The organism is Rhizobium aureum, from assembly GCF_030182495.1.
Classification (GTDB): domain Bacteria; phylum Pseudomonadota; class Alphaproteobacteria; order Rhizobiales; family Rhizobiaceae; genus Rhizobium; species Rhizobium tropici_C.
On the sequence record NZ_JAQJCI010000011.1, the window covers coordinates 96,591 to 109,842 of the forward strand.

A 13,252-nucleotide genomic window follows, 5' to 3' on the forward strand; every position below is an offset into this window, starting at 1 on the left:
CCCCGAATTCACGACCCGAGGAGAGAACCATGTCTATCGCCATCGGCGACACGCTGCCTGCCGCCACCTTCAAGGAAAAGACCGCCGACGGCCCGGTCGAGATCACCACCGAGCAGCTGTTTGCCGGCAAGCGCGTCGTGCTCTTTGCCGTTCCCGGCGCGTTTACGCCCACCTGCTCGCTCAATCATCTGCCGGGCTTTCTCGAGAACCGCGACGCGATTCTCGCCAAGGGCGTCGATGACATCGCCGTGGTCGCCATCAATGACTGGCATGTCATGGGCGCCTGGGCACAATCATCGGGCGGCCTGGGCAAGATTCATTTCCTTGCCGATTGGGACGGTTCCTTCACCAAGGCGCTCGGCCTCGATGTCGACCTCTCCGCCGGCGGCCTCGGCATCCGCTCGAAGCGTTATTCCATGCTGGTGGAAGACGGCGTAGTGAAGACACTGAACATCGAGGAAAGTCCCGGCCAGGCAACGGTTTCGGGTGCGGCTGCGATGATCGAGCAGCTTTAAGATCATTCAGATGGAAAATGCAGAGCGCCTCAGAGGCGCTCTTTCTTTATTTGTCCTCGTGGAAATGGGCATCGAAATCGCGATGTCCTTCGAGCACATTCACAACCTCGAAAACATCATCGATATAGCGGAAGAAGATCACATATCCGCGAAATGCAAAGCTACGCATGTCGTTTCTCAACTCCGGCCGCAGGCGGCCCATGTGACCTGGCAAAGCGGCGAGATTTGCGCACTTGCGGCGTAATTGCCCAGTAAATTCCAAAGCGACTTTTGGGCTGCCGCTTTGACGCGTTATAAATACAAGAATATCCAGGATGTTATCCTGGGCTGTGGCTGTATAACGAAGCCGAGGCACTCAACGGCTTTCTTTTGGCAGTTCGGCCGCCTTGGCTTCCAAAGCGGCGCCAAGCTCCTCGTCAGATACATCGCCTCCGCGATCGATCGATGCCTCCAGAGTACGCCGTAGCGCTGCTATTTTCGCCTCCCGCTCCTCTACGAGCCGGAGACCTTCGCGCACAACTTCACTGGCGGAGCTGTAACGCCCCTCTTCCACTGTTTTCTCAACGAATTTTTCCCAGCGTTCACCGATAGAAACATTCATAAGCATCTCTCCCGTAACGTCAGGCCAGTGAATGACAGATAATGCTCTATCTATAGCATTATTGACGCAGGCCGCCAATTACCGGTGCTCGGCCACTGCCAATCTACTCTCCGCCTCTTTTTCGCCGTATTTCATCGGCTACAACATGTAATGTTATTACATAATTGAAAGCGCCGGAATGCCTTTTGACCGTGATCCTTTCGCAGCGTCCCTCATGGGGCGCTCGGCCTTGATGCGCCTTGCCTATGTGGCGATCGGCATTGCGGTGCTCTGGGCCGCCATCGGTTGGGCGGTGGCGCTGGCATGAACGATCTGATCCGCCTCAGCAATCTCACCGTCACCTATGAGCGCCATCCGGCCGTCCACCACATCTCGGGCGGCTTTGCCGCCGGCAGCCTGACGGCGATTGCCGGGCCGAACGGGGCCGGCAAGTCGACGCTGCTGAAAGCGATCGTCGGCGAATTGCGGCCGGCGGAAGGCTCGGTCGATCGCGGCCCGCTGACGCGCAACGACTTCGGCTATCTGCCGCAAGCGGCCGATATGAACCGCCTCTTCCCGATCTCGGTCGCCGATACTGTCATGCTCGGCGCCTGGAAGAATGCCGGTGCTTTCGGCCGATTTTCACGCAAAGATGCCGAACGGGCGCGCGATGCGCTCGGCATCGTCGGTCTGTCAGGCTTCGAAAGCCGACATATCGGCTCGCTTTCAGCCGGGCAGTTCCAGCGGGTACTGTTTGCGCGGCTGCTGCTGCAGGATGCCCGTGTCATTCTCCTGGATGAACCTTTCACCGCGATCGACCAGCGCACGACACGCGATCTTCTCGACCTCGTGCTGAGATGGAACCGGGAGGGACGCACGGTCATCGCTGTGCTGCACGATTTCGAGCAGGTGCAAAGCTATTTCCCCGAAACGCTGCTGATCGCCCGCGAACTCGTAGGATGGGGCAGGACGGAAGATGTCATGAGCCCAACGAACCTCATCAAGGCGCGCGCCATGGCCGAAAGCTGGGACGAGGAGGCCGAAGCATGCCTGCCGGAAGAGGAGCATGACAGTGGCGAACTCGCGAAGCGGGAGCCGGCCGAATGACCGTCTACGACATCTTCCTCGCGCCCTTCGCGGATTACGGCTTCATGCGGCGCGCGCTGATTGCCTGCGTCTGCCTCGGCCTCGGCTCCGGGCCTATCGGCGTTTTCCTGATGCTCAGGCGCATGAGCCTGATGGGCGATGCGATGAGCCACGCCGTCCTGCCTGGTGCTGCTATCGGCTATCTCATTGCCGGCTCGCTGTCGCTGACGGCCATGGGGCTTGGCGGGCTCGTGGCCGGCCTTTCGGTGGCGCTGCTCTCCGGCCTCGTCAGCCGCACGACCGTGCTGCAGGAGGATGCGAGTTTTGCCAGCTTCTATCTGACCTCGCTGGCGCTGGGCGTTCTCATCGTATCGCTGCGCGGCTCCAATATCGATCTTCTGCATGTGCTCTTCGGCACCATTCTTGCAATCGATGCGCCTGCCCTCTACCAGATCGGCGCGATCACCACAGTGACGCTGTTGGCGCTCGCCGTCATCTACCGGCCGCTTGTGATGGAATGCTTCGATCCCGGTTTCCTGCGTGCGGTCGGCGGACGCGGACCGCTCTATCACTTCCTGTTCCTGCTGTTGGTCGTGCTTAATCTCGTGGCAAGCTTCCAGGCGCTCGGCACGCTGATGGCCGTCGGGCTGATGATGCTGCCGGCCGCCGTGGCGCAGCTCTGGTCGCGCAGCCTGCCTGCCATGATGGCGATCGCAACGGGCACGGCGATGGCTTCAGGCTATCTCGGCCTTATTGCCTCCTACCATCTCGAATTTGCTTCAGGCCCCACGATCATCATCACCGCCAGCCTGATCTACGGCTTCTCCATTCTCTTCGCACCCTCGGGCCTTGCCCGGCGGTTCTTCCCCCGTCCCCATCTCCGGGGCTAATCCGAACAAGGAGACTCGCATGAACAAACAGAGACTGCTTCTCTCTGCGGCTGCAACAGCCTTCGTCGCCTTCGGCGTCGCTGCACCCGCTTCTGCCGAAACGCTCAATGTCGTGGCGTCCTTCACCGTGCTCGCCGATGTCGTCAAGCATGTCGGCGGTGACCACGTGAAGGTATCGAGCCTCGTCGGCGCGAACGGCGACCCCCATGAATTCGAGCCGTCTCCGGCCGATGCCAAGACGCTGAACGCTGCCAAGGTCGTCTTCGTCAGCGGCGAAGGCCTGGAAGGCTGGATGGACCGGCTGATCAGCGCATCCGGCTACAAGGGAACGCCTGTTGTCGCTTCCGAAGGCATCAACACCCGCACCATGGTGGATGACGGTAAGACCGTCACCGATCCGCATGTCTGGAACAGCCCGATCAATGTGAAGATCTGGGTCGCCAATATCGAAAAGGCTCTTTCCGCCGCCGATCCGGCCGACGCCGCCGATTTCAAGGCCAATGCCGAGCGCTACACGAAGGTTCTGACTGAGCTTGACACCTATGCGCACAGCAAGTTTGACAAGATTCCGGACGATCGCCGCAAAGTGCTGACGAGCCATGATGCCTTCGGCTACTTCGGCCGCGAATATAAGGTGAACTTCCTTGCTCCGATTGGCTTTTCGACAGAGACGGAAGCCTCGGCTGCCAAGGTCGCCCAGCTGATCGAGCAGATCAAGACCGAGCATGTGAAGACTTACTTCTTCGAAAACTCAAACGACCCGCGCCTCGTCAAGCAGGTTGCCAAGGCAACCGGCGCCGAACCCGGCGGTGAGCTCTATGTCGAATCGCTGTCAAAGGCCAACGGGCCAGCTTCGACTTATGAAAAAATGTTCCGTTATAACGTTGATCAACTCGCTGCAGCGATGGCGAAGTCGAGCTGAAGCAGCCGAACAAGCATGGCCGCGGGCATATGCCCGCGGCTTCTCCCATACCTCAATATCCAACCCAAGCATGCTGCAGCACTCATGACTTGACGGCAATTGCATAACAATTTATATAACTAGTTATGAAATTGAGTTGAGGATCGCCATGGTCGAGGATATCGTGAAATCGCTGGGATTCCTTTGTCTCGGCAGCCGCTTTCGTCGCATCGGCGAACGACTTCAGGCAGACACCCAGCAGATTATGGAGGAGCTTGGCGTTTCGCTACAATCTGCCCAATATCCCTTCCTGGCCGCAATCGATCGGGCTGGTCCGCTTACCATCGGTGAACTTGCGCAAGCTGTCGGCATCACCCAGCCGGGAGCCACGCGCACCATCTCTCAGCTTTTGGAATTGGGTTATGTCGACATGCAGGCCTCGCCCGAAGACCAGCGCCGAAGATTGGTCTCGCTGACCCCGCAAGGACAGGAACTCGTCGATTATTCGAAACGATTCGTCTGGCCGCGTATCGAACAGGCGGTAACGGAGCTCTGCGGCGAGAGTTCCAGGCCGATCCTGCAACAACTCGCCGCAATCGAGGACGGGCTTGCCGAAGCGCCGCTTGCCCGTCGGGGCAATCCCGACAAGGAGCAGAAACCATGAGCCATATTCTCGACCGGCCGGCCTGGAGCGCGCTTCGTACCGCCCACGCGACCTTGGCCGAAGGCAGCGAGCATGCCCTCCGCTATCCACCTTCCATCGTGCCTTTCGCCGCGCCTGCCGATGATACGTCGGAAAGCCTGGAGGCTTTGCAGAGTCTGCCGGCAGCCGGCGAGATCATGGCGCTCGTGGAAGCCAACCCTCTCCCACTCCCCCAGGGCTTGACGATCGTCTCCGAAAGCAAGTTGGTGCAGATGATCGCGGAACGGCCCTATCAGCGGATTTCCGACAGCCGGATCGAAGCGCTGACGGAAGCCGATGCAACGGAGATGCTTGCCCTGGCCACGCTGACCGAACCCGGCCCGTTTACGCTGCGCGCCCAAAGTCTCGGCCCATTTTGGGGTGTGAAGATCGATGGCCGCCTCGTTGCCATGGCCGGCCAGCGCATGCGCCAGCCTGGCTTTACCGAACTCAGCGGCCTTTGCACCCATCCAGATTTTCAGGGACGGGGCCTCGGCACCCTGCTCTTCCGCTTCGTTGCCGGCGAAATCTCGGCGAGAGACGAAACCGTCTACCTGCACGCCCGTGCCACGAACACGCCTGCGATCTCGCTTTACAGGGCAATGGGCTTCCGCTTGCGCTCCGAGATGAACCTCCGGGTCGTCGCGCCCAGGCGGCCGGCATGAGCATGGTCGAAGCCTGCGCCTGCCGCCCGTTCCATTAAAGATTGAAATCGAAGATCATCAGGCCGGCCAGGCCGCCATCCGTGGACGAAACGATCCGTTCGCCGACAGCGACGTGATCAGGATGCACTAGATAGGCATCGCGCGCTTCGGCACTTTCAAAAGTGACGACAAATCCATCGGCGAAGCCGCCATGCAGGCCCTCGGGCGAGACGTTTGGCCCATATTTCACGTCGACAATACCCGGAATGACCTTCTGCAAGGCGGCGACGGATTCGAAGAGCGCCCTCTTCTCCTCCTGTGTCAGGGCGGATTTGAGTCTAAGAAAAACGCAATGCAGGATCATAAGTCAGTCTCCCTGGAAATCGGGAGCAGCATAGAGGTAAAGGGCAGCGGGGCAAGGCGCCGATTCGCGAACATTCCGTTCCAGGCAGCGGAGCCAATTGTAAACTGCTCAGCTCGAAGCACAGCTCACGCCGACAGATGGTATTTGGCTGTTGCGATGATCTCACGCGTTAATTCGGCAAGCCGATCGGCCGCGAGGCGGCTCACCTGCCAATATAATGGGATGTTCAGCGGGGTATCGGGAATCAGCTCGACCAAGCGCCCGGCCTGCAGATGTTCCCGTACGAGCTGGATGGGATTCATGCCCCATCCCATGCCTGAGAGGCTGGCATCGACGAAGCCCTGTGTCGACGGCAGCCAGTGGCTCGGATAGGTAAAATCCTTTCCGAATGTCTGGCGTATCCACTGGCTTTGAAGCCTGTCCTTCTGGTTAAAGGTCAAGGCCGGCGCATTCACGATCGCTTCCGGGGTCACGCCCGCTTTAAAATACCGGGCCATGAAATCGGGGCTTGCAGTCGCATGATAGCGGAGCGCACCGAGGGATGTGCGCCGGCATCCCTGGATCGGCTTTTCCAGGCTGGTGACGGCCGCGATCACCCGCCCGCGCTGCAGCCATTCGGCGGTATGATCCTGGTCATCGATGGCGATATTCAGCAGATAGGGAGAGCGCTTGGCAAAGCCGGATATGGCCTCTACGAACCACGTCCCGAGGCTATCGGCATTCGTGGCAATGCGAAGCATTACCTTTTGCTGGGGCTCGCCCGGATCGGCGAGGGCCGGCAGGCGCCCGAACAGCTCGTCTTCGAGCATGCCGACATTCTCCATATGGCGGCAGAGCCATTCGCCCTTTTCCGTCGCGGTGCACGGGTTGCTCCTGGCGATCAGAACCACGCCGAGGCGCTCCTCAAGCTGTTTCACCCGCTGCGAGACGGCCGACGGCGTTACGTTCAGAATGCCCGCAGCCTTTTCGAAGCTGCCGGTCTGCACGACCATTGAGACGGCACGGAGAGCTGAATAGTCGAGCATAGCTTAGTTTTTCTTAATCCGGGTTAGCAACATTAATTAGCCTAAACCCACATATGGCGATACTGAAAGGCTCATTCATTTCGGAGCATTTCGCTAAAACTTTTCTTTTTTGCGCAATTCCGGACGAAAACCGCTTCGCACTTTTACCGGAATTGCTTCGAGCATGAATTTTTCGATTTACCTGACAGGCCTCACGATGGGCCTCAGCCTGATTGTCGCGATCGGTGCGCAAAACGCCTTCGTCCTGCGCCAGGGCCTTCGCAACGAACATGTATTCGCCGTCTGCCTCGCCTGCGCCCTCTCCGATGCCGCGCTCATCGTGCTCGGGGTGACGAGCTTTCGCCAGATCGCCGCCCTGCTTCCCTGGCTCGATCCGGTCATGCGCTATGCGGGAGCGGCCTTCCTCATCTGGTATGGGGCAAGGAGCCTCTATTCCGCCTTGCGTTCGTCGGCGGTGCTGGCCGCCGGAGAAGCGAAATCAGCGAGCTTCCGGCAGACGCTCGCCATGTGCCTGGCGCTCACCTGGCTCAACCCGCATGTCTATCTCGATACCGTCGCGCTGCTTGGCACGATCTCGACCCGGTTTCCGGGAAACGAGGCTTCATTTGCGGCGGGTGCCATGACGGGTTCCTTCCTGTTCTTCTTTTCGCTTGGCTTTGGCGCGAGATGGCTGAGACCGATCTTTGCGAAGCCCGCATCCTGGCGCATTCTGGAAACGCTCATTGCTTTTACCATGTGGATGATTGCCACCAAGTTGTTGAGCGGGATATGACTTGCGCGGCGTATTCATGGGCAAACAGCCTGTTTTCGATCGCCGCGGTTGTCCGGAGCTCAAGGAAGGATGAAGACGATCATGACGCTCTTTACTGGTCTTTCGGCCTTCCCCATTACCCCGGCCGATGCTTCCGGACACGTTGATATTGCAGTGCTCACACGCCTGCTTGAACGCATCCATCTGGCCGGCGCCGATTCCATTGGATTGCTCGGCAGCACCGGCGGCTACGCCTTTCTGTCACGCGACGAGCGGCGGCGCGCCGTTGAGGCCGCGATGACAGGTGTCGGCGGCAAGATCCCCGTCATCGTCGGCGTCGGAGCGCTGCGAACCGACGAGGCTCAGGCATTGGCGCGCGACGCCAGGGCTGCCGGCGCGGACGGGCTATTGCTTGCCCCCATGTCCTATACTCCACTCACGGAGGAAGAGGTCTACCAGCATTTCGCAGCCGTCGCGGAGGCCGGCGAGCTGCCGCTCTGCATCTATAACAATCCCGGCACGACGAGATTTACCTTCAGCCACGCGCTGATTGCCCGGCTGGCAAAGGTGGCGAACATCGTGGCGGTGAAGATGCCATTGCCGCCGGAGAGCGATTTCAAGGGAGAGATGGGACTTCTGCGCCAGGAAACGCCAAAGGATTTCTCCATCGGCTATAGCGGCGATTGGGGAGCCGCGGCCGGGCTACTGGCGGGTTGTGACGCCTGGTACAGCGTGATCGCCGGTCTCCTGCCCGCCGAAGCGCTGGCCCTCACACGGGCTGCCCAAGCCGGCGACACCGCCGAAACGGAACGGCTCGATCAAAAATTCCAGCCGCTATGGAGCCTGTTCAAGGAGTTCGGCAGCTTCCGTGTCATGTACGCGATTGCCGAAGCGCTCGACCTTTGCCGGATTGATCCACCGCGCCCGATCCTGCCGCTCTCCGTAACCGAAAGGCCGCGTGTAAGAAGCGCGCTCGATCACATCCTGAGGTGATCGCGCCTTGTACGGCGCGGCAAGTCCTGCCTTATCCCTGCCTTCGGGAAGTATCCGCTCGATGACTCCCGCTGGAATTGCCGCCACATCGTCATCTGTTTTGTTGCCCAGCCTTCCAGATGCCATCTTTCAGCGCGAAAAGTGTTTTCAAGAAGATAAATTGATCAAGAACTTTCAATTGGTTCCGGGGATGGCATGAAGAAACTGATAGCCGCCGCGATCCTATTGGCCTGCCTTGTTGCAGGAACACTCTATGCCACTGCTGGTGGCGATTATCCTCCGCTTAACGATGGTGACCTGATTTTTCAGACATCGACCAGCAACCAATCAAGCGCCATCATATTCGCGACCAGCTCCACCTTTTCGCATATGGGCATCATCAAGAATGATCACGGGACCATCACTGTCATAGAGGCCGCAGAGAAGGTCAAGGAAACGCCGCTAGAAACCTGGGTCAATCGCGGCTTGCTGAAGCGGGTTACGATCTATCGCGATCAGCGTCTCACACCTGAAACGGCGCGACAGCTCATATCGCATTCCCGCACATTCTACGGCAAACCCTACGATCTTTTCTTCTCCTTCAACAACGATGCGATCTATTGCAGCGAGCTGCCCTATCTCGCTTACAAAGCGGTAGGTCTGGAGATTGGCAAGGTGCAAAAAATATCGGAGCTAAACATCGACAATATCCTTGTCAGAAAGCTCGTTCAGTCACGCTGGAAGCGCGACAGCGAATGCACGGAACGCGGCTACGATTTCGACCAGTGCTATCGATACATCCTCAACCAGAGCCTCGTGACTCCCGTCAGCATCGCCAACGATCCAAATCTCAAGATGATCTACTCGAACTATCCGCTCTGATCGTGCGGCGCAAAGCATCGATAAGAGTCCGAAACCGGAATAGCCTTTGGTGAAAAGTCTGTGCCGAGAACGAAGGATCTTCGCTCTTACCTCCGCTTGAAAGGCTCCATGCCCTTGCGCGCCAACTCGTCGGCCCGCTCGTTCTCCGGGTGTCCCGCATGCCCCTTGACCCAGTGCAGCGTCACCTGGTGCCTGTTATAGGCCTCGTCCAGCGCCTGCCACAGCTCGGCATTCTTCACCGGCTTCTTGTCGGCGGTCTTCCAGCCGTTCTTCTTCCAGCCGAAGATCCATTTGGTGATGCCGTCCTTGACGTAGACGCTGTCGGTATAGAGATCGACTTCGCAGGGGCTTTTCAGAGCGCCAAGCGCCGAGATCGCCGCCATCAGCTCCATGCGGTTGTTGGTCGTATCTGCTTCGCCGCCGGAGAGTTCCTTTTCCACCTCGCCATAGCGAAGCACCGCCCCCCAGCCGCCGGGACCGGGGTTGCCCGAGCAGGCGCCGTCGGTAAAAATATCGACGTGCTTCATGCCTTCAGCCCATATTCGGCCGCAGAGGCGATCTGGCGATGGAAGCGCAGCTTGCGCAGATATTCGATCGGGTCTTTCTTGGTGACCATGGCGCCTGCCGGCGTCGTCAGCCAGTCGTAAAGCCGCGTCAGGAAGAAGCGCAGCGCCGAGCCACGGGCAAGCGTCGGCAGAGCGGCGATTTCAGCCTCGCTCAGCGGTCGCACGCTCTGATAACCCTCTAGCAGCGCCATGCCCTTGGTGATGTTATAGGCATGGTCCTTTTCGAAGCACCAGGCATTGAGGCAGATCGAGACGTCGTAGGCGAGCTGATCGTTGCAGGCGAAATAGAAATCGATCAGACCGGAGAGTTTGTCCCCGAGGAAGAAGACATTGTCCGGAAAGAGATCGGCATGGATGACGCCTTCCGGCAGATTCTTCGGCCAATGCTTTGCGAGGAAATCGAGTTCGCCGCAGATTTCGTCCTGCAGGCCGGTTTCGACTTCGTCGGCGCGTGCTTCGGATTTCTCCCAGAGCGCTTGCCAGCCCTCAAGCGACAGCGCGTTCGTGCGGCGGATGGCGAAGCCTTCACCGGCAATATGCATGGCGGCCAGCGCCTTGCCGACCTCGCGGCAGTGATGCGCCTCGGGCTTGCGCAGCCACATGCCCTCGAGGAAGGAGATCAGGGCGGCAGGGCGGCCGGAGAGATGACCGAGCAAGGCGCCGTCACGGCGCGGCAAAGGCAGTGGACAGGATAGGCCGCGGCTCGCCAGATGCTGCATCAGCCCCAGGAAGAACGGCAGATCGCCCTTGTCGACGCGCTTCTCGTAAAGCGTCAGAATCAGCGGATCGCGGCTCGTATGTAAGAGGAAGTTCGAGTTCTCGACGCCTTCGGCAATGCCCTTATAAGAGAGCAATTCGCCGACATCATATTCGGTCAGGAACCACTTCAAATCGTCTTCGGTAATATCGGTATAAACGGCCACGAAACAGTCCCGAACTTGAGCGCCTTAGGTCGGCTATTCGCCGTTGACGAAAGCCATGTCTGCTGTCGTCAGCTCTATACTGCGAAGCTCGCGATTGACGAGGAAATTCTCGGTTTCCTTCACAGTTTCGGCAAGTTCCACCACAGCATTATAGCGGGCGCGGAAGGCTTCGATGATCTCGTTGACGATGACTTCTGGCGCAGATGCACCAGCCGACAAACCGACCGTCTTGATATCGCCGATATCGTCCCAATCGATCTCGGCGGCGCGCTGCACGAGGACGGATTTCTTCGCCCCTGCCCTCAGCGCCACTTCCACGAGGCGCTTGGAATTCGACGAGTTCGGCGCACCGACGACGATGAAGAGATCGCAGCCCGGCGCCGCCTCCTTCACGACTTCCTGGCGGTTGGTCGTGGCGTAGCAGATCGAGTCTGCCGCTGGTGCAGTAAGATTTGGGAAGCGCTCCTGCAGCCGCGCGATGACGCCGGCGGTATCGTCAACAGAGAGCGTCGTCTGCGTGACGAAGCCGAGATTGTCCGGATCATCAGGCTGGTAGACGTCGGCGTCCTCCACGGTTTCGATCAGCGACACGGCACCCTCAGGCAGCTGGCCCATGGTGCCGATCACTTCCGGATGGCCGGCATGGCCGATCAGGACGACATGGCGGCCGAGGCGATTATGGCGCATGGCCTGCTTGTGCACCTTGGAGACCAGCGGACAGGTGGCATCGAGATAGAAGAGATTGCGCGCATCGGCATCCGCCGGCACGGATTTCGGCACGCCATGCGCCGAGAAGACGACGGGCTGGGCGCGATGCTCGGCCGGGATTTCATCCAGCTCCTCGACGAAGATGGCACCCTTGGCCTCCAGCCCTTCGACGACATAGCGATTGTGCACGATCTCATGGCGGACATAGACGGGTGCGCCATAGGCCTTCAGCGCCAGAACGACGATCTGGATAGCGCGATCGACGCCGGCGCAGAAGCCGCGCGGCCCGCAAAGCCGGATGGTCAGGTCAGGTTTGGAAATGGCTATGTTCATATCTCTTCCGAAATGCGACAGTGGCTTGAGCCATAGATAGGGCTGCCCTGCCGCCTGCTCCATTCAGTCCGCATGATCTTATCCAAAAACCGCTGCGCACTTTTTGGGATCATGCTCTAGCGGAATATTCCATCGAAATGAAGCTATTCTATTGCATGTCTCTATTGTGAGGGCGCGTCCGGATGGCGTTTACGCCACCAGGATATGGCGACGATCGCTGCCAGCGCCACCGCCAAGCCATACCAGGTCACCGCATATTGCAGGTGATTGTTCGGCAGATCGATGATCGTGACGCCGCCGATCGGCAAGCCCCCTGGATTGGGCGTCTTGTCGGCATCGATGAAGAAGGGCAGCACCTTGTCCTTCGGCAGGCCGACACTGGCAGCCATGACATCCAGATCTTTCCAGTAGAAAATATTCTTGGCGAGATCATTGTCCGGCATGCCGCCGGGCCGCTCGGCGAGTTTGGCGCGGGCAAGGCCGATGATCGTCTGTTCGCCAGTCACTTCACCCTGCTTGCGCTTTTCGGGCTCTTTTGCCTCGGAGGGCACGAAGCCTCGATTGACAAAGAGGTAGCGGCCATCGACCAGCTGCAATGGCGTATAGACATGAAAGCCGGGATCGCCGTCATGGGTGGCGAGGAAATGCCGCTCCTTGTCGTTGAGGTAGTGGCCGGTGGCGGTCACCACGCGATACTCAATGTCGCCGCCGGAGGCCGCCATAGTTTCGATCGCCGACAAGGGTACGGCCGGCGCATCCTTGCGGGCGGCGATATCGGCCAACAGGCCTTCCTTCCACTGCAGCCTCTCGACCTGCCATGTACCAAGGCCCAGCAGAATGACGAGCGCGACGAGCAGAAGCAGCGCCTTGGCGATTTGCCATAAGGGATTGGCACGGCGCACAGGCACTGCAGACTCAGTCACGGTGGACGCGCCCTTCGGCGGCGTTGTTGCGATATTGCAGGGCAATCAGAATGCCCTTGCACCAGCGCAGGGACAGAAGCGACAGAATGATCGTCAACGGCGCGAACAGCACTATGTAGACCCAGATCGGCGGCGCATAATTGATCTGCATCCACAAGACCGAACCGATGATGATGAAACCGACAATCAGGATGACGAAGACAGCCGGACCATCACCGGCATCGGCGAAGGCATAGTCGAGATCACAGGCGGCACAGCGCGGTTTCAGCGACAATAAGCCATCGAAGAGCTTGCCTTGGCCGCAACGCGGGCAACATCCCTGTATGCCAACCTTGAAGGGATCGACGGGCGCGAAGAGAGCGCTGTCGCTATGGGATACCCCGTCCGGCGTCTTGTCTTGCTCTGAGTTCAAAGTTCTGTCTCTGTCAGTCTGCCATTGCGGGCGAACACATGGATTTCGCCCCTTAGCACCATCAGTAACCGCGATGCGCGTATCCGTCCAATCGA

19 protein-coding genes are annotated in these 13,252 nt (G+C 59.3%); 10 read left to right on the forward strand and 9 right to left on the reverse strand.

Going from position 1 to position 13,252, the window contains the following annotated elements:
* Positions 1–29 precede the first annotated feature (29 nt).
* The gene (locus tag PH552_RS22765; RefSeq protein ID WP_112341209.1) at positions 30–515 is read left to right on the forward strand and encodes a peroxiredoxin; all 486 of its coding nucleotides are present in this window, start codon (positions 30–32) and stop codon (positions 513–515) included.
* A gap of 46 nt (positions 516–561) precedes the next feature.
* Here the strand turns inward: PH552_RS22765 and PH552_RS22770 are convergent, their stop codons facing one another.
* Both PH552_RS22770 and PH552_RS22775 read right to left on the reverse strand, forming a co-directional pair.
* Complete coding sequence (locus PH552_RS22770; protein ID WP_112341208.1) at positions 562–870, reverse strand: type II toxin-antitoxin system RelE/ParE family toxin; 309 nt, start codon at positions 868–870, stop codon at positions 562–564.
* The gene (locus PH552_RS22775) at positions 871–1,116 is read right to left on the reverse strand and encodes a type II toxin-antitoxin system ParD family antitoxin (protein ID WP_112341207.1); all 246 of its coding nucleotides are present in this window, start codon (positions 1,114–1,116) and stop codon (positions 871–873) included. It lies immediately after the preceding gene.
* A 178-nt stretch (positions 1,117–1,294) separates the two neighbouring features.
* Between PH552_RS22775 and PH552_RS22780 the strand changes: the two genes are divergently transcribed.
* From PH552_RS22780 to PH552_RS22805, 6 genes are all read left to right on the forward strand, one after another.
* Positions 1,295–1,423, forward strand: coding sequence for a hypothetical protein (locus PH552_RS22780; RefSeq protein WP_281023982.1), 129 nt, complete (start codon positions 1,295–1,297; stop codon positions 1,421–1,423).
* Positions 1,420–2,202 (forward strand): metal ABC transporter ATP-binding protein, encoded by a 783-nt coding sequence (locus PH552_RS22785; RefSeq protein WP_112341206.1) that lies wholly within the window; start codon positions 1,420–1,422, stop codon positions 2,200–2,202. The genes PH552_RS22780 and PH552_RS22785 overlap by 4 nt, the downstream gene beginning before the upstream one ends.
* Entirely contained in the window at positions 2,199–3,071 is an 873-nt protein-coding gene (locus PH552_RS22790; RefSeq protein ID WP_112341205.1) for a metal ABC transporter permease, read from the forward strand. The genes PH552_RS22785 and PH552_RS22790 overlap by 4 nt, the downstream gene beginning before the upstream one ends.
* 19 nt (positions 3,072–3,090) lie before the next feature.
* The gene (locus tag PH552_RS22795; RefSeq protein WP_113250068.1) at positions 3,091–3,993 is read left to right on the forward strand and encodes a metal ABC transporter solute-binding protein, Zn/Mn family; all 903 of its coding nucleotides are present in this window, start codon (positions 3,091–3,093) and stop codon (positions 3,991–3,993) included.
* A gap of 148 nt (positions 3,994–4,141) precedes the next feature.
* Positions 4,142–4,636, forward strand: a complete 495-nt coding sequence (locus PH552_RS22800) for a MarR family winged helix-turn-helix transcriptional regulator (protein WP_112341203.1) — start codon at positions 4,142–4,144, stop codon at positions 4,634–4,636.
* Entirely contained in the window at positions 4,633–5,319 is a 687-nt protein-coding gene (locus tag PH552_RS22805; protein ID WP_112341202.1) for a GNAT family N-acetyltransferase, read from the forward strand. Before PH552_RS22800 ends, PH552_RS22805 begins: the two co-directional genes overlap by 4 nt.
* Positions 5,320–5,353: 34 nt before the next feature.
* Here PH552_RS22805 and PH552_RS22810 read toward each other — a convergent pair whose 3' ends face one another.
* Both PH552_RS22810 and PH552_RS22815 read right to left on the reverse strand, forming a co-directional pair.
* Entirely contained in the window at positions 5,354–5,662 is a 309-nt protein-coding gene (locus PH552_RS22810) for a Dabb family protein (protein WP_112341201.1), read from the reverse strand.
* Between the two features lie 125 nt (positions 5,663–5,787).
* On the reverse strand, positions 5,788–6,687 hold the full coding sequence (locus PH552_RS22815) for a LysR family transcriptional regulator ArgP (protein ID WP_113250069.1): 900 nt from the start codon (positions 6,685–6,687) through the stop codon (positions 5,788–5,790).
* Positions 6,688–6,850: 163 nt separating this feature from the next.
* On the opposite strand from PH552_RS22815, the gene PH552_RS22820 reads away from it, so the two are divergent.
* The 3 genes from PH552_RS22820 to PH552_RS22830 all read left to right on the forward strand — a co-directional run bounded on the left by PH552_RS22820 (position 6,851) and on the right by PH552_RS22830 (position 9,292).
* Positions 6,851–7,459: a LysE/ArgO family amino acid transporter gene (locus tag PH552_RS22820; RefSeq protein WP_112341199.1), complete on the forward strand. Its 609-nt coding sequence runs from the start codon at positions 6,851–6,853 to the stop codon at positions 7,457–7,459.
* A gap of 81 nt (positions 7,460–7,540) precedes the next feature.
* Positions 7,541–8,431, forward strand: coding sequence for a dihydrodipicolinate synthase family protein (locus PH552_RS22825; protein ID WP_113250076.1), 891 nt, complete (start codon positions 7,541–7,543; stop codon positions 8,429–8,431).
* Between the two features lie 195 nt (positions 8,432–8,626).
* Positions 8,627–9,292: a YiiX/YebB-like N1pC/P60 family cysteine hydrolase gene (locus PH552_RS22830; protein WP_112341198.1), complete on the forward strand. Its 666-nt coding sequence runs from the start codon at positions 8,627–8,629 to the stop codon at positions 9,290–9,292.
* Positions 9,293–9,378: 86 nt separating this feature from the next.
* Here the strand turns inward: PH552_RS22830 and rnhA are convergent, their stop codons facing one another.
* The 5 genes from rnhA to PH552_RS22855 all read right to left on the reverse strand — a co-directional run bounded on the left by rnhA (position 9,379) and on the right by PH552_RS22855 (position 13,157).
* Positions 9,379–9,819 (reverse strand): ribonuclease HI, encoded by a 441-nt coding sequence (rnhA, locus tag PH552_RS22835; protein ID WP_112341197.1) that lies wholly within the window; start codon positions 9,817–9,819, stop codon positions 9,379–9,381.
* Positions 9,816–10,781: a homoserine kinase gene (locus PH552_RS22840; protein ID WP_113250070.1), complete on the reverse strand. Its 966-nt coding sequence runs from the start codon at positions 10,779–10,781 to the stop codon at positions 9,816–9,818. The genes rnhA and PH552_RS22840 overlap by 4 nt, the downstream gene beginning before the upstream one ends.
* Positions 10,782–10,814: 33 nt before the next feature.
* A complete protein-coding gene (gene ispH, locus PH552_RS22845) occupies positions 10,815–11,822 on the reverse strand; it encodes a 4-hydroxy-3-methylbut-2-enyl diphosphate reductase (RefSeq protein ID WP_112341249.1) in 1,008 nt (335 codons plus the stop codon).
* A gap of 161 nt (positions 11,823–11,983) precedes the next feature.
* On the reverse strand, positions 11,984–12,745 hold the full coding sequence (locus PH552_RS22850; RefSeq protein ID WP_181592299.1) for an SURF1 family protein: 762 nt from the start codon (positions 12,743–12,745) through the stop codon (positions 11,984–11,986).
* The gene (locus PH552_RS22855; protein WP_112341195.1) at positions 12,738–13,157 is read right to left on the reverse strand and encodes a DUF983 domain-containing protein; all 420 of its coding nucleotides are present in this window, start codon (positions 13,155–13,157) and stop codon (positions 12,738–12,740) included. The genes PH552_RS22850 and PH552_RS22855 overlap by 8 nt, the downstream gene beginning before the upstream one ends.
* Between the last annotated feature and the right edge of the window lie 95 nt (positions 13,158–13,252).

Excerpts from the sequence above, each read along its gene's own strand:
- PH552_RS22805 (WP_112341202.1), top strand. The coding sequence starts at position 4,633 with ATGAGCCATATTCTCGACCGGCCGGCCTGGAGCGCGCTTCGTACCGCC.
- PH552_RS22780 (WP_281023982.1), top strand. The coding sequence starts at position 1,295 with ATGCCTTTTGACCGTGATCCTTTCGCAGCGTCCCTCATGGGGCGCTCG.
- PH552_RS22810 (WP_112341201.1), bottom strand. The coding sequence starts at position 5,662 with ATGATCCTGCATTGCGTTTTTCTTAGACTCAAATCCGCCCTGACACAG.
- PH552_RS22815 (WP_113250069.1), bottom strand. The coding sequence starts at position 6,687 with ATGCTCGACTATTCAGCTCTCCGTGCCGTCTCAATGGTCGTGCAGACC.
- PH552_RS22775 (WP_112341207.1), bottom strand. The coding sequence starts at position 1,116 with ATGAATGTTTCTATCGGTGAACGCTGGGAAAAATTCGTTGAGAAAACA.
- PH552_RS22800 (WP_112341203.1), top strand. The coding sequence starts at position 4,142 with ATGGTCGAGGATATCGTGAAATCGCTGGGATTCCTTTGTCTCGGCAGC.
- PH552_RS22795 (WP_113250068.1), top strand. The coding sequence starts at position 3,091 with ATGAACAAACAGAGACTGCTTCTCTCTGCGGCTGCAACAGCCTTCGTC.
- PH552_RS22785 (WP_112341206.1), top strand. The coding sequence starts at position 1,420 with ATGAACGATCTGATCCGCCTCAGCAATCTCACCGTCACCTATGAGCGC.
- PH552_RS22820 (WP_112341199.1), top strand. The coding sequence starts at position 6,851 with ATGAATTTTTCGATTTACCTGACAGGCCTCACGATGGGCCTCAGCCTG.
- PH552_RS22825 (WP_113250076.1), top strand. The coding sequence starts at position 7,541 with ATGACGCTCTTTACTGGTCTTTCGGCCTTCCCCATTACCCCGGCCGAT.
- PH552_RS22830 (WP_112341198.1), top strand. The coding sequence starts at position 8,627 with ATGAAGAAACTGATAGCCGCCGCGATCCTATTGGCCTGCCTTGTTGCA.
- ispH (WP_112341249.1), bottom strand. The coding sequence starts at position 11,822 with ATGAACATAGCCATTTCCAAACCTGACCTGACCATCCGGCTTTGCGGG.
- PH552_RS22765 (WP_112341209.1), top strand. The coding sequence starts at position 30 with ATGTCTATCGCCATCGGCGACACGCTGCCTGCCGCCACCTTCAAGGAA.
- PH552_RS22790 (WP_112341205.1), top strand. The coding sequence starts at position 2,199 with ATGACCGTCTACGACATCTTCCTCGCGCCCTTCGCGGATTACGGCTTC.
- rnhA (WP_112341197.1), bottom strand. The coding sequence starts at position 9,819 with ATGAAGCACGTCGATATTTTTACCGACGGCGCCTGCTCGGGCAACCCC.